The following is a 22,391-nucleotide window of genomic DNA, read 5'->3' as shown; positions in this document are numbered from 1 at the left end:
TTCTCACTCGATTTTCTACTTAAAAAACATGATTACTATATATTTCACCAGAATACAGATTCAAAACTATTTAATTAAAGACTAAAAAAAAAAGCATCTATCTTTAGATGCTTTTTTCAATCAAAAAACTATTTTTCTTTTTTCCATGATATTCGAAATTCCCCACCATGTTCTTCCGTTTTAATTTTAACCTTATATGTATCATCCTTAGGCACTTTAATATTTTTTTCGCCTTCGCCACTATTAAACTCTAGTATTGTATTATTATTTGAATCCACAACATAAGCAATTATAGTTCCTTGTTTAGTTTTATCATCAAAAGAAAAAATCCAATTCTCACCTTTTTTAACTTTCCTATCTTGAGTTGCAGATCCAGTAAATTTTCTATAATCTCCAGATATACTACCTGATACACTATCTGAAGAACCATGAACTTTACCACCAACAATAGTTCCCTCTCTTGTAAAACAACCACTAAGAATTACTAAACACAAAACAAATAAAATTGTATTTTTAAAAATTTTCAACATCATTACCCCTTCTATTCCCAATAAAATTTTCAACATTAAACTTATAAAAATAACTATAATAAAAAATTATATCCATTAAGATATATATATTTTATTATAGTTATAAATTTCAAATTATCATTTTAAATCTTCACGCAACTTAATTTCATCCTCATTTATGTAACCAGTAAAAATAACTTCTGATATGTATTCATGGTTAAAAAACATATTATATTCAGTTGAAACATTTCCAATAGGATAATAACAAGCCACATAATCCCAAGTTTCCTTAGTTTTTGAATCTTCCTGTTTTCTACCATATATCATCAAAGGTTGCTCCCATGCTTTAAATTTCACAACCGAACCAATTGGAAGTAATGTATCCTTTTCTATTTTCCCCACAATAATTCACCTCTTTATTTAATAAAAATTTTCCCTATTTTATATAAAACTAAAAAACTGATAGGAATTGTAATTAAATATATTAAAGAAAAAATCATTTTTTCCTTAAAATTATATGTAACATCAAACAATGTAAAAATAATTGTACCAAAAAAACAAATAACAAAAAGAATTGTTAAAACTTTTTTCAAACCTTCTAAAGTCATTAAAAATACTCCTTTACTTTATCTCTATTTCAACACCTGTACCCACAGGACTTGCTCCAGGCCCCCAAGGAAGATTTACTTTAAACCCACTTGAACTTACCTTAACAGTTCCACCGGCTTGTCCAAGTGAAGCTGAACCTCCAATATGCAAATCATGATCTGTAAATGGTATAGGTATATCAATACCCGCTTCATATTTTGCTAAAGAAGCTTCTGCACCAAGTTCAAATCCATTTTTATCTATTTTAGCAGAAACTTCTGCATTCGCCATACTTAAACTAGCTTCTCCTTTTAATTTTCTTCCATTAACATCTACTCCACCTTCAATACCTACTTTAACAGTATTATATGAAGCACTTCCACCAGCAATTGCTCCAGCTTTCAATTCACCACCTATAGCTTTAGCATATAATGGACCACTTTCATGGTTATATAAATATTGTTCATTAGACTTCGTACTTAACACATCAGTTATTGATTGTAAATTAACTTTATTAATAATCCATCCAGCAGCACCTAATCCAGCAGCACCTAATCCAGTAGCACCTAATCCAGCAGCACCTAATCCAGCAGCACCTAATCCAGTAGCCCCAACCAGCAGCGCCTAATCCAGTAGCACCTAATCCAGTAGCACCTAATCCAGCAGCACTTAATCCAGTAGTCCAGCAGCGCCTAATCCAGCAGCTGTTGCTACTCCATTAGCTGTTTCCATTACCACTTTTGAATCCATCAAAAACCCATCATTTTTAACAGCTTCTTTTTCAATTTGAACAGCATGAACTTTATCTTCTGATTTTTTTTGAATAGCTACTGCCCATTCCATATTTAATTCTTTCACACTAAATATCCCCGTTGAAGCACTAAAACCTTTTCCACTTTGGACTTCCGCAAGACCTGTGGCAATACTAGTTGCTAATTGAAGTGCTGTACTATAATTATTACTAGAGGTCTGATTGAATTGATACAAATGATCCAGCTTTTCTTGCAGTTTTTGCCCCATAACAATAAAAAGATTTACCATGGCATCCATACCCGGAATTGGCATAGCTTGATTAACAGCTTCCATACTTGTTTTCATTCGGTCAATTTCTCGAATTTGTTCTAATATCTCGTGTTCAATTACATCTGCCTGAGCTACCTTTGATTGAAATTGACTTGGAAAGGCATTGTTTTGTCGGATTAGCTCTTCACATAAGTAAATAATTCCTTGCGCTAAAGGACGAAAGGTTTGTACAAAAAATGATTTTGCACTGCTATATGTTTGCCCTTGTAACACAGTATCAGTTGCAAAAGCGTCAATCGACTGAATGGCTTGTTCCATGCCTTGAATGGTCGCGGTACATACAGCATTCATGCTTTGAGTTTGGCTTTGTACTTCTCCCAAATACATATTTAAACTCATGCATTGACCTCCCTTGCTAATTTTTGTTGTTGATAAGAAAGGTCGTTTTCTAAATCACTAAGGTCTCGTCTTTCTTTAAGCAACGTTTCTTTTTTGTTTTCCAATTCAGATGTGACTTTTCTTTCAATATGTTGTGCATCTTGATATGTATTCATAAGAAACTGAGACATTTCTCTATCACTATGCCAAGTTCCTAAAATTCGATCAAACAAACGATGGCTCCGACTTCTCCATTCATAAAAATCTGCTTCCGCTTGCTCCTGAATGTGAATCGCGGATTGATTTTGGTCTTGTTCTTCAAATACACTTCTTAACTTTTGATTTACTTCATTGATTTGTTTTTCAATATCTTGACTCATCATATTCCTCCTACCATTTTACCCTTATGTAGGTTGTCACATTAGCGAAAAGTGTTGTGAAGTTCGTTATCCATTCTCTCAAACTCTTGGGCTACTGAATGAATATTATCCACCGCTTGTTGAAAGGCAGCGGAAAATTGTTTCGTCAAGTCTAAAACTTGCTGATTCGCTTCTTGTGATTTGAAGTTAACAGACAACGTTGTACGCGTCGCCTTTGTTATAGAACGACTGGTTGCACTTTGAATCCTATCAGAGGCTGATCCCATTTTCGTAGCAATTTGCGTTGCTGTTTGTAAATTACTTTGAAATTGTCCCATTCTTTCAAACCCTTTCTATAAGTTTTCCAAACGCATCAAAGAAATCTCATTATATATATCCCTATCAATATCACTCGCTGGGCATGCAATCAAATGAGCCATACACTATAAGCTGTATGGCTCATTTAAAATGCTTGTTATATAGAGTATGAAAATTTTTATTTCAAACCGAAATTACGTGATAATTCTTCATCATGAGAAGCAACAGCCTCTGCAGTTTTATTCAGCTGCATATTAATTTCTTGCAATAGCTGTGCAAAGCTTTGTACTTTTGGCTTTAATTCATTGAACTGTTGATCAAAACCTTCGAAAGCACGACCTTCCCATTCTCCTCTTAATTCATTTTGTAAGTTTTGTAATTGACGTAAAATATCCTCAATTTGATTTGCACCTTGTCCATATCGAGTCGCTTTTGATTTAAGCTCCTCTGGTGACATACGAATTTGTCCAGCCATTTTCATTTCCCCTTTAATACATAATAAGTAAAATATATTTTGGTTAATTTTACTAAAAATATTATAATGTATTATTTTGAACTTTTAAACGTTTTATCTTTCTATTGAATATTAGAATATTATCAATTCTAATCATTAAATATTCTACTTTTTCTTGCTTTACAAGATTTTATGCAAAAAAGAACACCAAAAGGCAGTCCCTCAAAACTCAATCCTATCCCGCACTCCACCGCTTTCTCATACAAATAATTCGCAACGATAATATCTACTACAGCCAAACCAACTGATTTGAAAATAGTAATCTCTTCGTCTAGGGGTAGCGTCCTATCTCCATCAACTTAAAAATTTAATAGTGTCCTCAAAACGGAATTTTGTGTTAACTTGTAACAAAAAAAGAGGAGCAATCTCCTCTTAATAAATAAACACTACTTAATTTGTTCCTTATACTCATGGTTAACAAGTACATACCATTTTCCTGTATCAAATTTTTCTTTATTAATCACGTAAACTTTACTTTCTCTCCTTACCTCCCCTGGTTTTAATTCCTTAGTAATAGTAGAGGTCTCGCCTTTTTCAACCCCATAACTACTAGCTGCCCACACATCACTTTGGTAAGCATTATCATTTTCATCCACTAAATCCACTGATGGTAAAACGGCTAATTTCATCGGTTCGTTTGTGATGTTTTTCCCTTCTGCTTCTACCACAATAAAAACATGTCCATCTTCAGGTTTTTGGAATCCTATACTTTCTTTACCAACCTTATCTCTTTCTACAACTCTTTTTACAGTTACATCAAATTTAGGTGTATGAAAATCCTTGTTTACAGCATACTCTTTTTCTTTTATTTTTGATTTCTCTTTTGTTTGTTCTGTATTTTTCTGCTTTGTATTCTCTTTCGTTTTCGCTTCATCAGTTGTTTGCACTTTCTTTTCTTCTTGTTTAGAATTGGTTTCTTTAGATTCTGAAGAAGTTTTGTCGGATGTATTGCCGCAACCAGATAAATTGAATACTAAAGCGCCACCTAAAATACATGTAGTAAATTTTTTCAACATCTCTTTTTATCCCCCAATAACACGATATGTAAATTCCTTACTTATCATAGCAAAAAATACCATCTTAAATTGTTGCATCTTGTCGAATGATTAAGAATAATCAAGTTACTCCACGTCCTCTTTTATTATAAAGGTAAATATAACGTCTATATTGGGGTAGCATCAACATAGACTTATATGCTCTATAAAACCTGCTATAATAGGTTTTTACACCCTTAGCGTACAATTTTTAACTTTCGGTAATGTGACCCCTATTTGAAGGATAATTGAAATATTAAGACGAACTGATAGAGGTGTTTGTGTGGAATTATTTGAGTATTATAAAAAGAAAGGGAAATTTAAATTTTTTATTGGAATTGGTGTTTTTATTTTGGCACTATGTGCTGTATATGAAAAGTGGGGACATATTAATTGGGGACAGGTTATTTTTATTGTTATAGTTTCGTTTGTTTTTTTAGGAATTGGTTTTTTGCAATTAAGAAAAGGGAAGTTATTAGAAAAAAATATTGTTAAAAATAGTATAACACTTTGGGATACTAATACTTTTGTATTATTAGAATTACCAGAAGGTAATAAACATTTCGGATTATATACTCCTGATGGAGCTTATGTAGCAGGAACAAAGCTAATTTCAACTGATATGATGACAGTATCTTCTTTAAAAAATAAACAAGTTGTTGGATTGGAAGCAAGTGATGGAGAAATTCTTGCATATTTTCATAGTGAAGTTGAAAATTATGATTGGGCTATTTATGATTCGAATTATAATTGTGTAGGTATGTTTAAAGAAAATATGATACAAGGATTTGGAATGGTACGTGGTTCTTTGATGAATGAAAAAGAGATAAAAATTTCTGAGATAGAAGTGGAATTTGATTTTTTCGAAACTTCTTTTCATACAATGGATGATCGTATATTAATAAACTGCAAGAGGGGATATATGCCTTTAGAATGGAGTGAAAGATTTGGCTTAAATGTACCGATTATTAAATTAGGTAATAATATTTCTAATGCTGAAAAAATATTTGGTTTAGGTATTCTTCTTTATATTTTAGAAACAATTAAAGTAAGAAAAAGTAGGATTTTTAATGATTAGAATTAAATATTTATATTATGAAATTTATTGAATCTTTTATTAGAGATTACATCGACTAAAGTAAAAAAAATTTATATTTTGGAATTAATTTGCGTTTACTTCTTAAAATTGATGAGCATTTGTTATGCCATAACCAACTGGAAATGGAAACGGCAAGCGAGTATACTCCGCTTGCCGTTTTTTCATAGCTTCGTATGTATTTGAATTCCTTTCGCTTTCTCTTCTTCACCCTTCACGCGTACAATTAAATCATACGATCCGGGTTTAGGCGCTTCAAAAGAAAGCAAACCTTCTTTTTGAGAAGTGACTTCTTCTTCATAAATGACCTTATCGTCTTTTGTGACTTGCAATAAAATCGTACCTTCTTCAACTGCTGCCTCATAAGGAATTTCCACATTTCCTTTTTCAGCTTTAAGCGTTTGTAAATCGTAATACCCCTGCAAAGAACCAATTGTTAAAGTCGTTTCGCCATTTTTTTGAACCTTTGTGACTTTTGTTGCTGTATTACATGCGCTTAACAATACAACAAGAGTGAAAATGAGAAATGAACGAAGCAATTTCATAGAGAGTCCCCTTCCTTTAAATATATTAAGGACAAAATATACAATCTAACACATCATTAAAATTATAGTTGAAAAATAAAGAGAAGTATATGATAGGAGATGCAAATATAGACAGTCGCTGACCATTAGTCTACAACTAATCCTAATCCCACACCCCCACACAAAAGAAAAAAGCACCAGGTCCCCCCGATGCTTTCCCCCCCTAAAACAAATGACAAGCCACCTGATGTCCCTTCGCAATCTCGACCATCTTCGGTACTTCCTGCGCGCATTTTTCAGTGGCGAATTTGCAGCGCGTTCTGAATTTGCAGCCGGATGGTGAGTTGAGTGGGCTTGGTACTTCTCCCTCTAGGATGATCCGTTCTTTGCCTGTGTTTGTTGGATCTGGTTCTGGCATGGATGAGAGTAGTGCTTGTGTGTATGGATGTGCCGGTTTTGTGTATAGGTCTTCGCTGTCGGCAATTTCTACTATGTTTCCTAAGTACATGACTCCAATTCGGTCTGATATGTGTCTTACCATGGATAGGTCATGGGCGATGAATAAGTATGTGACGCCTGTTTCTTCTTGAATATCTTGCAGCATGTTTACGACTTGTGCTTGGACTGAGACGTCTAGTGCTGAGATTGGTTCGTCACATAGGATGAAGTCTGGTTTTACAGATAGTGCACGCGCGATGCTGATGCGCTGTCTTTGTCCTCCGCTAAATTCGTGCGGATAGCGATATAGGTGTTCTTCTTTTAGTCCTACTTTTTTGAGAAGGTCTAGAATGATTTCTTTTCTTTCTTCCGCCGTGTAAGAGCCATGAATGTTCATCGGTTCGCTAATAATTTGGAATACGTTCATTGTCGGGTTTAATGATGCGTATGGGTCTTGGAAAATGATTTGCATTCTTTTTCTATATTCTTTTAGTTCATTTTCTTTTAGATCTGCGATATCTTTTCCGTCGAATAGAATGTTACCTGAAGTTACATCGTGTAAGCGAATGATACTTCTTCCTGTCGTTGATTTCCCGCAGCCGGATTCCCCTACTAGTCCGAATGTTTCACCCCTTTTAATTGTGAAGCTTAGGTCATCGACTGCTTTTAATTGCTCTGTTTTTCTGCCGAATAGTCCTTTTTTAATAGGAAAATACTTTTTTAAGTTCCGAACTTCAATTAAGTTTTCTTCATGCATGGGAATCACCTACCGCCCTATCGTTTAACCAGCACATAGAGCGTCTTCCGTTTCCGATTTCAAAATATGGTGGACGTTCTTTTTCACAAATGTCCATTTTATGTGGGCAACGCTCTGCGAATGGGCAACCTTTTGGCGGATGTAGTAAGTTTGGTGTTACACCTTGAATTGGCGCTAGTCTCTCTTTTACCCCATTCGATATTTTCGGCAGCGAGTTTAATAGCCCTTTCGTATACGGATGGTTCGGCGATTGGAAAATATCAAGTACATGTCCTTCTTCCATAATAAGTCCGCCGTACATAACGATGACGCGTGTACAGTTTTGCGCAACAATTCCAAGATCATGTGTAATAAGAAGTAACGACATATTCGTTTCGTTTTTTAAGTTTTTCATTAAATCTAGTATTTGTGCTTGTATCGTTACGTCAAGCGCAGTCGTCGGTTCATCCGCAATGAGAAGGTCTGGGTTACAAGACATTGCCATTGCGATCATAACCCGCTGCTTCATACCGCCGCTTAGTTCATGCGGATATTGTTTTACCCTTTCTTCCGGTGAAGAAAGACCGACTTGTTTTAGTAAGTTGACCGCGATATTTTGTGCTTCTTTCTTTTTCACTTTTTGATGCCGAATAATTACTTCCGTCATTTGCTTACCAATTTTCACAACTGGGTTTAATGCCGACATTGGATCTTGAGATATGAGTGAAATTTGATTTCCTCTAATAGAACGCAATTCTTTCTCCGATTTAGAAAGCACGTTTTCATTTTGAAAAAGAATCTCTCCTTCTTTCACTTTCCCCGGCGACGTAACGAGGGCCATAACGGATTTCGCCATAACGCTCTTTCCGCTTCCCGATTCGCCAACAATCCCAACGACTTCACCCTTTTTCAAGCTAAATGAAACGCCGCGAACCGCTTCTACTTCGCCGTCTTCTATGAAAAAAGAAGTCTTTAAGTTTTTCACTTCTAATAGTTTTTCAGACACGCTTTTCACTCCCCCTCACTTAAAGCATTAGTTCTCATGATGAGCCCCTTTTGGCGCGAAAGCTTTTTTCAACGCTTCACCGATTACGTTAAAACTTAGTACTGTTAATAAAATAAGGAACCCTGGGAAGAGTGTTAAATACCAAGCTTCACCTATGTATCCTTGCGCATTATTTAGCATGCTGCCCCAAGAAGAATCTGGTTCTCTAATACCTAATCCTAAGAAGCTAAGTGATGATTCCATTAAAATCGATGTCGCAATTGTTAATGTCGCTGCGATTATAATGGTTGATAAAATGTTTGGAATGATGTGTCTTACAATAATCATCAATGATTTTTGTCCAGATACTTTTGCATATAAAACGTACTCACGCTCTTTTACAGATAACGTTTCTGCCCTTACGATACGCGCGGTATCCATCCACGTTAATAATCCGATAATAAGAACAAGCGTTGTAATTCCTGGTTTTAAATACGCATTTAATAACAGCATTAAAAAGAACGATGGAATCGACATAAGAACTTCAACAATTCGCATTAAGAAGTTGTCTAACTTTCCGCCAAAATATCCGCTAATTGTTCCTACTGCGGTCCCGATTGTAATGGAAACAACCATCGCTAGAAAACCAACAGCAAGGGAAACTCGTCCGCCATATAACGCTCTCGTTAAGTAATCCCTTCCGTAATCATCTGTGCCGAACGGATGACTCATACTCGGTTCTTGTAAACGATCTGGAATTGACATTTTACTAGGATCGTACGGTGATACGAATGCGAAAAGAGACGCGATTGTTAAAACACCCAGTATAATAACTCCCATTACTACAAACTTATTTTTTGTAAAACTATTTTTTATCGTTTGAAATCTCCTATTGTTCATTCCAAATCACCCCCTCATTCGAATGCGTGGATCTACTACGCCATATAAAATATCAGCAATTAAATTACCGAGAATTAACATGAACGATGATAATAATGTGATTGCCATAATAATTGGATAATCAAATATAAAAATAGCATTTACCCCGAGTGAACCAAGTCCCGGCCATGAGAATACTGTTTCCGTAATAAAAGCTCCGCCTACTAAACTCGGAATAGATAATCCGAAAATTGTAATGATCGGTATTAATACGTTTCGAAGTACGTGATTAAATAAAACTGTTTTCTGTGAAGCACCGTACGCATATTGAATTTGTACGTAATCTTCCTCTAATTGCTGGATGGTACTTGAGCGAATATATCTCATATAAACAGAGATGTTTTGGAACGCTAGCACCATGCAAGGTAAAATGCCGTGCTGAACAATATCCCAGAAGGAATCTTGACCGACTGTGCGCATACCCATACTCGGAAGCATGTTCAACTTTAAAGAGAATAAGTAGATTAATAGTAACGCGAACCAAAAGACTGGCATTGAGATTCCCACATAGGAGATGAAGTTCACAATGCGGTCAAAGAACGAGTTCTTTTTCACACCTGTAAATAATCCAAGCGGTATTGCGATTACAAATGAGACGAGTAAAGATGATCCCATTAACCCGATTGTTGCGGGTAATCTTTCTGTAATAAGTTCTAAAACAGGACGATGGTTTTGAAGTGAGTATCCAAAATTCCCTGTTAAAATGTTTTTTAACCATAAAAAATATTGCACGTAAATCGGCTGATCTAGTCCTAAACTTTTGCGAATACGCTCGACATCAATTGGACTCATATTCGGCGTTACAAAGTTTCGAACGGGATCGCCCGGCGCTAGTTTTATTAATAGAAAAGAAATAATAGAAATAACAAATAAAAGCGGAATTGCATTTAAAAGCCTCTTTGCAATTACTTTATACACAAACTTCCCCCCTCAAGATAAAGTGAAACTTTAATCAGCCCTACTCCCGCCTAACTTCCTCGCATTCGCCAAGTTTTGAGGTGGGAGTCTTACTGCCCATTAAAGCGGGATAAAGAAGCTGATTTCCACCAGCTTCTTTACTGTTTCTTATTTCACTTCATAGATTTTCGATAGATCTTCAAACATTGTGACAGGAATTGCTTTTGCTTCTTTTAATCCATCAAACTTTTTATCTACTGCAATAACTGCTTTCGGATATGCGATTGGTAGATAAGGTAAGTCTTCTCTCGCTGTCTCTTGAATTTTATGGTATAGTTCTGCGCGTTTCGTTTTATCTGTTTCAACTGCAGCTTCTTCCCATAATTTATCGAAATCAGCATTTTTATAACGTGCATAATTGTATTCTGCATTACTTAAGAATAAGCTCTTATATGAATCAGGCTCTGGTCCCATTATGTAACCACCGAATGTAATGTCATATTCTTTATTCTCTTTATCTAAGCCTTTTTCACTTGCTGCACTAGCATCTAATGCATTCAGTTCAACTTGTAAGCCAACTTCTTGTAATTTTTGCTGTGTATAAAGTGCTAGACTTTCCATGATTTTATTATTCGTTACATACATAACGCGGATTTTTTCTTTATCTTTCACACCAGCTTTTGCTAATAAATCTTTCGCTTCTTTTTGATCATACTTATACTCTTTAATATCTTTCGCATAATACATAGCGTCTGGCGTTAAGATTGAATTTGCCGGTTCTGCAAATTGACTAGAAACGAACGCTGAGTTAATCATTTCTTTCTTATCTAATGCATGCGCAATTGCTTGGCGCACTTCTTTTTTCTTCATAAGATCTGTATTAAAGTTATAAGCTAAGTAGAATAATCTACCTTCAGGGAATGTGACCATTGAGAAGTTCCCAGTGCTATCTAATTTCTTAAAGTCTTGCGGTTCGATCATCTTCATATTAATTTGACCATTTTGCAATGAAACGTTTGCTGTATTACGGTCTTTTACAACGCGGTACACGACAGAATCTAATTTCGCTTTACCAGCAAAATAATCATCGAATCGCTCTAACGCAACATATTCATCTGATTTAAACTCTTTTAACTTAAATGGACCTGATCCTACAGGTTGTAGGTTTTTCTTACTCTTCACTAAATCTGCTTCACCTTCAAATACATGTTTCGGAATTGGGAAGAAATCGTTCATAACCCCTTCGAAAGATGCACTTACTTGTGGTAATACAAATTGAGTCGTTAGCTCATCCACTTTTTTCACCTCAAGCGGCTTTCCTTTAAAAATAAAGTTTTCACGGCTTGAACTATTTTGCTTCTCATCTAGAATAGATTTGAATGTAAATACAATATCATCTGATGTAATTTTCTTACCATCATGCCATTTCAAATTATCTTTTAGTTTTAAAGTCCATGTTAATTGATCCTCTGAAGGCGTAAAGCTCTCAGCAAGAACAAACTTTTTCTTACCGTCTTCCATATGATACAGCGGTGCATATAAAGCTTGCTGTATCGTTAATGACACTCGATCATTCGCATAAAGCGGGTTCATCGTATCTGGATTATCACTAACACCAACTGTTAACGTTCCTCCATCTTTCGGAGTCCCTGATTTACTAGTTCCTGCTTGCTTCGAAGAATCTTTCTCCCCTGAGCAAGCCGCTAATGCAATAAGTAATAGTAGGACAAATGGTAATGCAAACAACTTCTTCTTCATATTTCGACCCCTCTCGACTATTTACACCTATAAGAAAACTCGGAATTAATACCGAGTTTTCTTATAGGTTTTAAATTACCACTACCCGTATGTATTGTCAAACTTTTTCGCAAAGATAGACAGTTTGAAATCTATTAATGAATTCTTGCGATAAAATATATTTATGCGGGGGAGAAAATAAAAAGACCTCGAATAGATGGCCTCGTAAAATGCGTTGAAAAACTAGCAACCTACAGAAAGTTTCTCTGAAATGGTTGTTATATATAATTGAAAATGTAGAATGGGATTAAAGATAAAAAAACATTTTTAGGAGGTTATCATGACGTTTGATGAATTGAAAAAAAACAAACCAACAACCCCATGGGTCGAGCATGATGAAGATGGGGAATTTTTCACTGAAGAAAATATAAGTGCAACAAATAAAGTTCTCGACACTTACATTAACAATTTAGAGCTATTGGGAGAGAATCCAACCGAAGTCAAAATAATGCAAGTCGTTAAAGAAGTAGTTGTTAATATAAATGAATTAAATGACGAACATGACTATTTTATCGAAACAATGGAAAGAGAAGATCTCTATGAATTTATCGATACAGCAGCACGAATAGCTGGCTTAGAATCCGAAGAAGATATAACAGAAGAATGGCGGGAATGGTAAAAAAATCTGCATACTTGATATCTAAATTTACTCCTTCATAAAACTTTGTCCCTTATTCTCCAATTGGAAAATAAGGGACAAACAAAGCTAATCAAATACTGATATACATTAAAATCTCCATTCATTTCCCATTACTTTAAAATACAGTTTTTCAAACCCACTAAAATACTTACTATAAATACTTAACATTTCAATATATGTATGAATAACTTGACTTTAATCAAAATGAACACCATCTTTAGCTAAGTCATAGCTATCGTCTAGACTATACAATTCAAAGTATTCCGCCTCCCAATGCACCCCCCTGTTGACTAAAAGTCTAGTGGTGCATTTAATTGATTCTTCAATCGTCAGTTCATGTTTTTTTAGTTTTTCATGAATGACGGAAAGAGTTAACTTAACAGTGTATTCTTCATCAACTGTGCTACTAAACTCAAATAACTTCCCTTCAATATCATCTATCTTTGCTTTAGACATTAAGGATATCTCAATTATTTCATATGGCGGGCTGTCACTTGCTTCAATCAATTTATCACACCATTGAATTACTTCAGCTTTACTCCACAACCCACAGCAAAGCCCTAAGCCATAAATACGAGTTAATTTTCGAACTAAATCCAAGGTTTCTCACCTGCAATTTCTTATATGCATTTTTGTTTAATTTTAACAGAATATATAATACATCACATAATTTCTTTGCAAACACTACACATTACAATTGAGATGCATACGCGCATTATAAACAAAAAGACCACCAAAAGGCAGCCTCACAACTGAATCATAGTACCCATTCCATTCTCCACCGCTTTCTCATACAAATACTTCGCAACAATTATATCTACTACTGCTAAACCTACTGATTTGAAAATAGTAATCTCTTCATCGTTCTCTCTACCAGCTTTTTCCCCGCTTATAATCTGACCAAGTTCGGCGTGGATGTCGCTCGCTTCAAATAATCCTTCTTTTATAGGAACTTGAAGGTCACCCGTTTCTTCTAGTGCTGCCTCTTTTGATTCGACTACTACTTTGTTTGCGTTCGCGATGGCGTGGGATGGTAGTTCTTGCATGCTCGGTCTAAATGAACCGACGGCGTTTATGTGGACGCCTTTTTGTAGTTTTTCTGAGAAGACTGGTGTGGATGCATTCGTTGTTGTGACGATGATGTCCGCTTCGCTTATTGCTTCATTTGGATCCCTGTAGACGTAAGCCGGTTTATTGAATTTCTCTTGTATATATTGCGCGAATGCATAGGCTTTTTCTTCCGTTCGGTTGTATAAAATTACTTTTTCGATATCTCTAACCGCGAATACAGCTTCTGCAATTCCTTCCGCTTGTTCACCGGTACCGATGATGCATAAAGTTTTTGCGTTATGACGAGCTAAATGTTTTGTCGCTACTCCTGATAAGGCGCCTGTTCGAATCATCGTTAAGTACGATCCTTCTAAAAGTGCGAGTGGTTCTCCCGTTTGAAAGTCTGATAGCATAACGATCCCGTTTATCGTTTTCTTTCCTATCTTTTTATTATGCGGAGCTACCGTTACTACTTTTAAACCGAGTGCTTCGAGTCCTTCCGCTACTGAAGGCATAATTAATGCGGTATTTTGCTCGTTCGCAAATGGTAATGAGCCACGAATTGGTGTGATCGTTCTTTCTGCTGAAAATTCTTTTAAAGCAAGCGCCGCGTATTCAATGACTTCCTTCATATTTACTAAGTTTCGTTGTTCGTTCGCGCTTATGACTAGCATATCTTTCCACCTCCTCCTCTTATCCTAACAAAAATCCCCGATTCAAATCATCCCTCGGATCTACAACGAACTGATGAAATCCTGTAATAAATGCATTCCCCGTTACTTTCGGAACGACAGCTTCATATGTATCTACCGCTGTTACCGACAATACTTCTCCCTCAAATTGGCCGTCAGTAATGCATTCGTGGATGAACATCTCTCTTTTTTGTAAGGCATCTTTTTCAAAAAGAGTTGCGATTCTTGCGGATGTTCCTGTACCGCAAGGGGAACGGTCTACTTGCCCATCAGCAAAGATCGTTACATTTCTTAAAGTAGCGTCTTTTCCTTTCGGTTCATCTGAGAAAATAACTCCGTATATTCCTTTTAAATCTTCTTCAAGTGGATGTTTTACTTCCATTTGACTTTCAATGTAGTGTTTAATTTTACCGCCCCACGTTTGAATTGCAGCTAAATCTTTAAAATCGACTTTCAAACCAAACTCTTTACTATCCACTACAGCGTAGAATGCTCCGCCAAACGCGATATCTACTTGAAATTCATAGTCATCTATTTTGATAGGAACGTCTTTTTTGTATACGAACGAAGGAACGTTTTCAAATGATACTGACTCTACTTCGCTCCCGTTAAATTTTGCGTACGCAATGACTTCCCCAGCAGGGCTATCAATAATAAATTTTTGTTTTTCACCTGTCACTTCAAACATACCTGTTTCAATTCCAACTGTAATAACAGCGATAATTCCGTGACCACACATCGTACTCCAGCCTTCATTGTGCATAAATAATACGCCAAAATCAGCATGAGGACTTGCGGGCGGAGTAATGATACAACCGTACATTCCGTGATGTCCTCTCGGTTCATACATAAGAACCTCACGAAGATGATCCAAATGTTCCATGCAGTATGCGCGTCTTTCTAATTGCGTTTCTCCTTTTATTTCTGCTACCCCGCCCGTAATGATTCGAAGTGGTTCCCCAGCTACGTGAGCATCAATTGTTGTGTATATTTTACTAACCTTCATTTCTATCTCTCCCCTATATGTTAATACTATTTTCATTGCAAGTATCATGCCAACGCATAGAGTATAAAGTGAAACTTTAATCAGTCGGAGGGTCTTCATCCCCCACTGATTATTAGCCCACACCTAAATCCTTTGCTTTCGTTGAATTTTGAGGTGGGGGTCTTACTGCCCACAAATAGCGGGATAAATCTGTATACATTTTTTGAAAAATACACACTACTGTCTATTTTTTTATACAGTAGGTGATTATTAGCCCCAAAACAAAAAGATCCCCCGAAAACTCAGGGGGTGATTTAAACCATAACTTTGCCACTTAGATAAGGTTATGGTTCCCTTTAAAATAGCTTTGCGAAATTCGAGTTTAAAATCGACTTTATTCTTCACTCCCCAAGCTTTCCCACTCACTCAAATACATGACATCTTGTTTTACTTTTTTCTTTTCAGGAAGTAAACATAGAAATTCTAAAGAATTGCCGTCAGGATCGTAAAAATAAAGATTTGCACTAGGTGTCCAAGTTTGAACCATAGGCTCGGAAGGTTCAAGACCGAAAGCAGCCCTTGGGTTTATTCCTTTATTAAGAAGCCATTCTCTTGCATGAATGATTTCTTCATAGTTAACCTTGAATGCGAAGTGACTTGTATGGAATGCTTCTTCCGATACTTCCCAAATGCCCAGCATTTGTTCCTTCTTATTTTCTTTATCAAACCAAAAGAAAGCTACACGGCGTTCTTCAATAGTGCGAGCATGAAATAATCCCAGTTTAGTATAAAACTCTTTTGCCACTTCTAAATTTTTTGTTTTAACATGTGTTTCATATAAAGTACCTGGAAACAAAGCATATCCCTCCTTTATATTTTTAGAAATCCTTACTATAAAGCCTACTTTAATAAACTAGAAATAGAAGTGATATCGTATTTTCTTTAAATATTTTTCAATTTCGTAGCCCTAACGCTGAAGAAAAACCATCACTGATTAAAGTTTTACTTTATAAGAAGGGGTTCTTCAAATTCATGATTTACGGTAATATTATCGTTCAAAGTGAGGCGGATTTATGACTCAAATCACTCAGGGGACCCATTACCCATCAAACCCTAACCGCCACCACATCCGGCACTTGCTTAGCAATCTCCTCACCAATCTTTATACTAGCCGTTGCAGCCGGAGACGGTGCGTTGCAAATATGCAGGGAATTTACACCAGGGATAATGCAGAAGTCATCAACCATATTTCCGTTTGATAAAATGGCTTGTGCCCTTACTCCTGCATGGGTTGGCACGATATCTTTCTCTGTAAGCTCTGGTATTAAGCGCTGTAAGCTTTTTAGGAATGATTGTTTACTAAATGAGCGCACCATTTCTTTTATGCCTTCTTTCATATTTGGCATCGCCATTTTCCAAAATCCTGTGTATGTCATTGTTTCCATGAAGTCTTTTATGTTGAAGTCTGTTTTCGTATAGCCTTCGCGTTTGAAGCTTAATACGGCGTTTGGTCCTGCATGTACGTCTCCGTTTATCATTCTTGTGAAATGAACGCCTAAAAATGGGAATTCTGGATTTGGAACTGGATAAATTAAATGCTTTACAAGATGGCGTTTTTCTGGGACAAGTTCGTAATATTCACCACGAAACGGAACGATTTTCATATCCGTTAATATCCCTGTCTTTTTCGCAATGCGATCACTATGTAAGCCGGCGCAGTTAATGAGAAATTTCGTTTTAAATATCCCTTGATTCGTCTCAATTGTTACAGCGTCTTTCTTCTCAGTAATACGCTCCGCCGCTGTTCCTAAATGTACTTCTCCCCCGCTTTCTTGGATCAAACGGGCAAATGCATAACTTACGCCTTTATAATCAGCAATTCCGCAAGAAGGAACACGGATTGCCCCAAGTCCTTTTACATGAGGTTCAATTTCAGCTAATTCTTCCTTACCTATCTTTTCAATATGTAAATCGTTTTGTAAGCCTCTCTCATATAAGTTATGTAAAAGAGGAAGTTCGTCCTTTTCTGTAGCGACAATTACTTTTCCGCACATGTCATAAGCGATGTCATTTTCTTTACAAAATTGAACCATAGCTGCGTTTCCTTCTTTGGCAAACTTCGCTTTATAACTCCCTGGTTTATAATAAATTCCAGAGTGAATTACTCCGCTATTATGTCCAGTTTGATGATGTGCAAGTTCCTTTTCTTTTTCAATGATCGCGATTTTCGCACGAGGGAATTTTTTCGTTAAAGCCATTCCCGTTGAAAGCCCAACAATTCCTCCGCCAATAATTATAAAGTCATACATCCTACTTCCCCCTTAATATGATGAAAGGCAGGCCCTTTTTAAGACCCGCCGTACAAACTTATTTAGAAAAACAACCACGTTGACGCATTAGTTCTCTATATAAATCTTTATTTTTTTCAAATGCAGCTCTTCCGTGCATCCAAAATAAGTTGTTTAAAAGAACTAAGTCACCAATTGGTAATTTCAATGCATGTGTTGCTGGTGAGTTTTCAACAGAATACGATAAGTCTTTCAAATAGTTTGCTTGTTCAATATTATCTGGATAGGCAAACTGATCAATAAAACAAATACATGGTGCGTTATTCACATCAAAAAATGTTTCACGATAGACGATTTCTTGCGCATTTTTACTTGGTGGTGCTTTATACGTAACCTTAACAGATGCGAGCGAATGATTTCTAAATTTCTGAAGGTCTTCCCAATCGTCTAAATGTAGTAAACGAGATTCTCCGCCTACTGCATTTTGCTCTTCAATTTTCATCATAAGAAGCCAATCTGTCGGCTCATCAACGAATGTACCGTCTGTATGCAGTGTAAACAATCGGTACGCTTGACGAAGGTAAGAATCACTACTATCCGTATCTTTCACATTAAACCTAGCATAATACGTTCCTGTCATTGCATCAAAGTTTGGCTCCCCGATTAAATGTGTTAATGCGGTTGCAAATTTCACGTAGTCTGCTGGATCTGCCGTTTCACCTTGCACCCCAATTGTAAATCCGCCCGTTTCACGGTCATGAACAATGCCGCGAATGTTATCCATAAATGATTGCCCAAAAATCTTTCTCATTCCATCCGCAAGATTAAATCGAGAATAGGGAATGTATTGCAGTGACTGCTCTGAATGCTCTTTTACCTCTTCAAAAAACTGCTTAAGCAATTGCTGTTTTAGCGTAATATGATATAAACGTTTATGCTCTGGATGAGGAACAATTTCATACCCCTCATATTTCTTTGCAAATTTCATCTTTGCATTTTGTTCTGTAATAATCGACATTTCAATTCCTCCCTAATTTAAATATGAAGAACTTATTGACGCTTTTTACAGACAGTTATCCTTATCTTCTTATGCTGAGATTCGGTCTTACTGTCCTAACAACGAAAAAGCCAGTTATACGCATACCACGACATAAAATCGTAGAAACGTACAACTGGCTCATAATTACGAGTGTTCTTTAATCTCTTAAAGTACAATAATAATAGACAGTTTGTATGAAAATATTTGTAAAACAGGAAAGCAAGATCGAATATAGAGAAGGCTAATTTCTCGTATGGATCTTATTAATTAAATAATAATTCAAAATATTCTAACTGTCAATTCGTTTTTTATTATTTTCTCTACATACTTTATACGTTTTAAAAATCCCCTTACTTTCTACACACCCTCTTTTTTTTCATCTCTTGTTTTACAACTTGAACTTCATTTAACTTTTTCATATTCCTTGCCTCCTCAATAAAATAAGCCAGTCGTATCTCTTTAAAAGAAATACAACTGGCTCTCGTTTATGGTTGTAAACTAGATAGTTTTTATGGTGTTGTTTCCTCGTACTCTCCTCTGGGCTGTTCATCATTTAAATAACTTACATATTGGCGATGTAAATCTTTTACCGCACTGACGATCGCATTTTGCGCTTTTCCTTGATAATGATCCGTAATATCTTGAACGATTTCTTCAATACCATCTTGCAAACTATGTCCTCTCAACATTTGAGCGACGAAGTCTCTACCATGCTCTGTCGCAAGCGTACATGACGCTTCAATAATGACATGATATTTATGATCTGCCTCAATTGTAATTGTTAATGTTTCATACATACTGCGAACAGCCATACCTTTCGGAAGTCTCGAATGTCCTGCCATAAAAAAAGTCCCTTTACGCATATTTCATCCTCCGTTACTATGTTAAGAGCCAGAAAAACAATGTACACATTTGCATTGAATTTTACTACCCTTATCCTTATAGCTCGTACTTCTGCTAAAGAAGCTCAAGTGGAAAGAAGTTACTCTCTTCATTTTCAAACATAAATCTGGGCTTACAGCGAGGCTAATCACTGTCATCCGATAATAAGTTAATCATAATAAAAATAAACTGAATATTCAATATTAAACTCCGCAAATTTCATGAATAAAAAAAGAAAATTCTCTCACCCAGGCACATATACTGTTCAAAAGAAAGAAGGAAGTGGTCTCATGTATTACGGAACGAAAGGATGGTACGTAGCTGAGCTAAAAAAATTAGGTGTTCGCTATCATGAAGGACGAAAACTAGAAAGTTACCGCGCACACGTATTACGCAATTTATTAATCGCACAACAAGAGACAACGAAAGAAGAGTAATTCACTAACAAAACAACTCTCGAGATATATCGTCTATTCAACAAATCCCGTCAAATCTCCCATCTAAACTACCAACTAATCACACATTGATACAAACTAAAAAAAGGTCAACCAAACAGGCATACCCATCAACTTAAGAATTCAGAATCACCACAAAATGAAAAAAGATTGATTAAAAACATCAAACCTCTATAGATTTCTTAGAGGTTTGATGTTTTCTTGTTGGATATTTATGTTAATCTAACGATAAACATTGTGAAGAAATGTACTTCAACTAACGGGGCAGGTTAGTTGAAGATTGCTTTGACCTTTGTTCAACAATTGGGCCATTTAGTTGAAGATCTCATCAAATAAGTAATGATATTTAAAGGAATAATTCATTCTGATAAAGAACATTAAAAAACGTGATGATAAGGAGGCGATTGTATGGCAAATCATGTAGAAAATCTATATAACTATCATGTATGGGCAAATCAACGGATTATTGATCATCTTAAGACACTTTCTCCTGAGAAATATCAAAAGGAAATGAAAAGTGTCTTTTCTTCTGTTTCAAAGGTTTTATCTCATCTCTATTTGGTGGAATATGGATGGCTTCATACCCTTGAGGGTCAGAGTATGAATGAAGCAATGCAATCTTCATTTCAAATTCAAGAAAAGATTGAGAAACTGCCCATTGAAGACTTAGAAACGGAATTTCATACTTTAACATCCCGGTTTAAAACCTTTTTGAACAGACAGGAAGATATGGAAAAGAGAATAATGTTGGATAATCCATGGGCAGGATTAAGAGAAACAAGTATATCTGAAATGGTCTTACACGTTGTGAATCATGGAACCTATCATAGAGGGAATATTTCAGCTATGTTACATCAGTTGGGTGATTCTTCAGTTATGACTGATTATGCTTTTTATTGGTATTCTTGAAATGTTATTCATTAAGGCTCAGTAAAATAATCAAACTTTTTTATAAAAATCTCATACTTAGCTAAAAAGGGTAACTCCATTTTGATCAATCTTTATTCAAAATGGAGTTTTTGTATTTGTTGTTAAATAAAAAAGGATAATCAGCCTCATAATGGACTAACTATCCTGTAATTTATTAATTTAATAAACGGGTGACCTTTCCTATTCACAAACAAGAATTTGTCTAGAAAATGATCCTTTTCTTGTGATACAGCGGTCTGTAATTTCAAATCCTGCTTCATGGATCATGTCGTCCATTGTTTCCATCGTGACAACGACTACCCTTTTTGCAATGCGGCGTGCACTTGAAAGAATGGAGAACTGGTCTTCTGGTGTTGCATGCGTAAATAAGTCGTAGGGCATATCGATAATTGCAACGTCGTAGTTCTCAGTAATTTCCTCGATTGGACCTTTTGTTACTGTTCCTTCAAACCCGAAATGTGCGATGTTTTTTCTCGTTCCAAGCACCACAAGTGGATTTATATCTCTACCAACGATGTTAATCCCCATAGAAAGTGCTTCTACTACTACTGTTCCAATACCGCAGCACGGGTCAATAGCTCGTACTCCCTCTGGGTTTGGTACAGCGATATTTGCGACAGCTCTAGCAACACGTGTGCTCAATGATGTCGAATAGCTATGCGGTTTTTTTATGTGATGATACCAAACTGGATCACTTTCTACATAGTGTCCGAAGTACCAGCGTCCTCCAAGAGGAACAATCCCGAATACACGCTCTGGATTACGAACATCCGCTTCTCCTTCAATATGCATACCGAGGTCTCGTTCAATAAGGCGTCTTTCTCCATATTCAATTTTATTTTCTTTACCAAGATCATTGATTTTAACGAAGATAACTTTGAATGTCGCTCCCGCTAAATCAATTTGTTCCACTTGTTCTAAAATGCTTTCTAAGTCGTCCCCTTCATACATAACCTCGACGCGCTCTTTAATAAACGGACTTCTACTCGGAGCAATCTTGACTTCACTTTTTAAAATATTAACGTGAGACTCCATCCCAAAGAACGAGCGCATTTCCAAGTAACATAAAGCACGCTCCTCTTCGCGAAATGCATACGTATATATACATGCAGGTGTTTTACTATGATTACTCAATCTATTATCATCCTTTATCGTTTAAAATTGTTATGATTACAATTACTCGAATACTTTTTCACGTAAAATTAAATGATATCACATGCCCGAAATAAAGAGAAACCTTTATAATTTGTTTTATAAATAAAAAGAGACTGCCTATTGCAGTGACCCCTGTCAAG

General features: G+C 36.0%; 26 protein-coding genes and 2 pseudogenes. 4 read left to right on the top strand and 24 right to left on the bottom strand.

Annotated elements, in window-relative coordinates; all coding sequences use genetic code 11:
• Nucleotides 1–128: 128 nt before the first annotated feature.
• From DN408_RS02775 to DN408_RS02730, 10 genes and pseudogenes are all read right to left on the bottom strand, one after another.
• Nucleotides 129–530, bottom strand: coding sequence for a hypothetical protein (locus tag DN408_RS02775; RefSeq protein ID WP_098633291.1), 402 nt, complete (start codon nt 528–530; stop codon nt 129–131).
• Nucleotides 531–647: 117 nt separating this feature from the next.
• Nucleotides 648–911, bottom strand: a complete 264-nt coding sequence (locus DN408_RS02770) for a DUF4176 domain-containing protein (RefSeq protein ID WP_033730878.1) — start codon at nt 909–911, stop codon at nt 648–650.
• A gap of 14 nt (nt 912–925) precedes the next feature.
• On the bottom strand, nt 926–1,117 hold the full coding sequence (locus DN408_RS02765) for a hypothetical protein (protein ID WP_000171320.1): 192 nt from the start codon (nt 1,115–1,117) through the stop codon (nt 926–928).
• 13 nt (nt 1,118–1,130) lie between these two features.
• Nucleotides 1,131–1,388: a hypothetical protein gene (locus DN408_RS02760; protein WP_098092969.1), complete on the bottom strand. Its 258-nt coding sequence runs from the start codon at nt 1,386–1,388 to the stop codon at nt 1,131–1,133.
• A 527-nt stretch (nt 1,389–1,915) separates the two neighbouring features.
• Nucleotides 1,916–2,519: pseudogene (locus DN408_RS02755) on the bottom strand (T7SS effector LXG polymorphic toxin); the annotation flags it as partial.
• Entirely contained in the window at nt 2,516–2,878 is a 363-nt protein-coding gene (locus tag DN408_RS02750; RefSeq protein WP_016119688.1) for a DUF3958 family protein, read from the bottom strand. The pseudogene DN408_RS02755 and the gene DN408_RS02750, both read right to left, overlap by 4 nt.
• 41 nt (nt 2,879–2,919) lie before the next feature.
• A complete protein-coding gene (locus DN408_RS02745; RefSeq protein ID WP_016119687.1) occupies nt 2,920–3,195 on the bottom strand; it encodes a TIGR04197 family type VII secretion effector in 276 nt (91 codons plus the stop codon).
• A 158-nt stretch (nt 3,196–3,353) separates the two neighbouring features.
• Nucleotides 3,354–3,650, bottom strand: coding sequence for a WXG100 family type VII secretion target (locus tag DN408_RS02740; RefSeq protein WP_002125598.1), 297 nt, complete (start codon nt 3,648–3,650; stop codon nt 3,354–3,356).
• A gap of 128 nt (nt 3,651–3,778) precedes the next feature.
• The gene (locus DN408_RS02735) at nt 3,779–3,952 is read right to left on the bottom strand and encodes an ornithine cyclodeaminase (RefSeq protein ID WP_255449034.1); all 174 of its coding nucleotides are present in this window, start codon (nt 3,950–3,952) and stop codon (nt 3,779–3,781) included.
• Between the two features lie 123 nt (nt 3,953–4,075).
• On the bottom strand, nt 4,076–4,705 hold the full coding sequence (locus tag DN408_RS02730; protein ID WP_002069205.1) for a hypothetical protein: 630 nt from the start codon (nt 4,703–4,705) through the stop codon (nt 4,076–4,078).
• Between the two features lie 301 nt (nt 4,706–5,006).
• Here DN408_RS02730 and DN408_RS02725 point away from each other — a divergent pair, with 301 nt between their 5' ends.
• Nucleotides 5,007–5,801: a hypothetical protein gene (locus DN408_RS02725; protein WP_016119686.1), complete on the top strand. Its 795-nt coding sequence runs from the start codon at nt 5,007–5,009 to the stop codon at nt 5,799–5,801.
• Nucleotides 5,802–5,983: 182 nt separating this feature from the next.
• On the opposite strand, the gene DN408_RS02720 is transcribed toward DN408_RS02725, so the two are convergent.
• From DN408_RS02720 to DN408_RS02695, 6 genes are all read right to left on the bottom strand, one after another.
• Entirely contained in the window at nt 5,984–6,364 is a 381-nt protein-coding gene (locus DN408_RS02720) for a BA_1872 family lipoprotein (protein ID WP_002114740.1), read from the bottom strand.
• A 202-nt stretch (nt 6,365–6,566) separates the two neighbouring features.
• Nucleotides 6,567–7,538, bottom strand: coding sequence for an ABC transporter ATP-binding protein (locus tag DN408_RS02715; protein WP_078178418.1), 972 nt, complete (start codon nt 7,536–7,538; stop codon nt 6,567–6,569).
• Nucleotides 7,531–8,523: an ABC transporter ATP-binding protein gene (locus tag DN408_RS02710; protein WP_002169052.1), complete on the bottom strand. Its 993-nt coding sequence runs from the start codon at nt 8,521–8,523 to the stop codon at nt 7,531–7,533. The genes DN408_RS02715 and DN408_RS02710 overlap by 8 nt, the downstream gene beginning before the upstream one ends.
• A gap of 27 nt (nt 8,524–8,550) precedes the next feature.
• On the bottom strand, nt 8,551–9,402 hold the full coding sequence (locus tag DN408_RS02705) for an ABC transporter permease (protein WP_002035185.1): 852 nt from the start codon (nt 9,400–9,402) through the stop codon (nt 8,551–8,553).
• Between the two features lie 6 nt (nt 9,403–9,408).
• The gene (locus DN408_RS02700; RefSeq protein ID WP_147739950.1) at nt 9,409–10,359 is read right to left on the bottom strand and encodes an ABC transporter permease; all 951 of its coding nucleotides are present in this window, start codon (nt 10,357–10,359) and stop codon (nt 9,409–9,411) included.
• A gap of 147 nt (nt 10,360–10,506) precedes the next feature.
• Nucleotides 10,507–12,096 carry an ABC transporter substrate-binding protein gene (locus DN408_RS02695; protein WP_002169053.1) on the bottom strand — a complete coding sequence of 530 codons (1,590 nt, stop codon included), beginning with the start codon at nt 12,094–12,096 and terminating at the stop codon, nt 10,507–10,509.
• Nucleotides 12,097–12,415: 319 nt separating this feature from the next.
• On the opposite strand from DN408_RS02695, the gene DN408_RS02690 reads away from it, so the two are divergent.
• Nucleotides 12,416–12,754, top strand: a complete 339-nt coding sequence (locus DN408_RS02690; protein ID WP_078178420.1) for a hypothetical protein — start codon at nt 12,416–12,418, stop codon at nt 12,752–12,754.
• A 108-nt stretch (nt 12,755–12,862) separates the two neighbouring features.
• On the opposite strand, the pseudogene DN408_RS02685 reads toward DN408_RS02690, so the two are convergent.
• The 7 genes and pseudogenes from DN408_RS02685 to DN408_RS02655 all read right to left on the bottom strand — a co-directional run bounded on the left by DN408_RS02685 (nt 12,863) and on the right by DN408_RS02655 (nt 19,692).
• Nucleotides 12,863–13,375: pseudogene (locus tag DN408_RS02685) on the bottom strand (protein kinase).
• A 146-nt stretch (nt 13,376–13,521) separates the two neighbouring features.
• A complete protein-coding gene (locus tag DN408_RS02680) occupies nt 13,522–14,499 on the bottom strand; it encodes an ornithine cyclodeaminase family protein (RefSeq protein ID WP_078178421.1) in 978 nt (325 codons plus the stop codon).
• A gap of 19 nt (nt 14,500–14,518) precedes the next feature.
• Complete coding sequence (locus DN408_RS02675) at nt 14,519–15,571, bottom strand: proline racemase family protein (RefSeq protein ID WP_078178432.1); 1,053 nt, start codon at nt 15,569–15,571, stop codon at nt 14,519–14,521.
• A gap of 325 nt (nt 15,572–15,896) precedes the next feature.
• Nucleotides 15,897–16,358 (bottom strand): VOC family protein, encoded by a 462-nt coding sequence (locus DN408_RS02670; protein ID WP_002010888.1) that lies wholly within the window; start codon nt 16,356–16,358, stop codon nt 15,897–15,899.
• Between the two features lie 250 nt (nt 16,359–16,608).
• Complete coding sequence (lhgO, locus tag DN408_RS02665; RefSeq protein ID WP_078178422.1) at nt 16,609–17,811, bottom strand: L-2-hydroxyglutarate oxidase; 1,203 nt, start codon at nt 17,809–17,811, stop codon at nt 16,609–16,611.
• 58 nt (nt 17,812–17,869) lie between these two features.
• Nucleotides 17,870–18,808 (bottom strand): glutarate dioxygenase GlaH, encoded by a 939-nt coding sequence (gene glaH / locus DN408_RS02660; RefSeq protein WP_078178423.1) that lies wholly within the window; start codon nt 18,806–18,808, stop codon nt 17,870–17,872.
• 530 nt (nt 18,809–19,338) lie between these two features.
• Nucleotides 19,339–19,692, bottom strand: a complete 354-nt coding sequence (locus DN408_RS02655) for a DUF3870 domain-containing protein (RefSeq protein ID WP_001225455.1) — start codon at nt 19,690–19,692, stop codon at nt 19,339–19,341.
• Between the two features lie 240 nt (nt 19,693–19,932).
• Between DN408_RS02655 and DN408_RS02650 the strand changes: the two genes are divergently transcribed.
• Complete coding sequence (locus tag DN408_RS02650) at nt 19,933–20,148, top strand: YflJ family protein (protein WP_078178425.1); 216 nt, start codon at nt 19,933–19,935, stop codon at nt 20,146–20,148.
• Nucleotides 20,149–20,574: 426 nt separating this feature from the next.
• Complete coding sequence (locus DN408_RS02645; protein ID WP_001273686.1) at nt 20,575–21,075, top strand: DinB family protein; 501 nt, start codon at nt 20,575–20,577, stop codon at nt 21,073–21,075.
• 201 nt (nt 21,076–21,276) lie between these two features.
• On the opposite strand, the gene DN408_RS02640 is transcribed toward DN408_RS02645, so the two are convergent.
• Nucleotides 21,277–22,230, bottom strand: coding sequence for a TRM11 family SAM-dependent methyltransferase (locus tag DN408_RS02640; protein ID WP_002169062.1), 954 nt, complete (start codon nt 22,228–22,230; stop codon nt 21,277–21,279).
• Between the last annotated feature and the right edge of the window lie 161 nt (nt 22,231–22,391).

It is taken from the genome of Bacillus sp. AR13-1, from assembly GCF_008042285.1.
Classification (GTDB): domain Bacteria; phylum Bacillota; class Bacilli; order Bacillales; family Bacillaceae_G; genus Bacillus_A; species Bacillus_A mycoides.
This window is presented reverse-complemented; position numbering and strand designations above follow the sequence as displayed.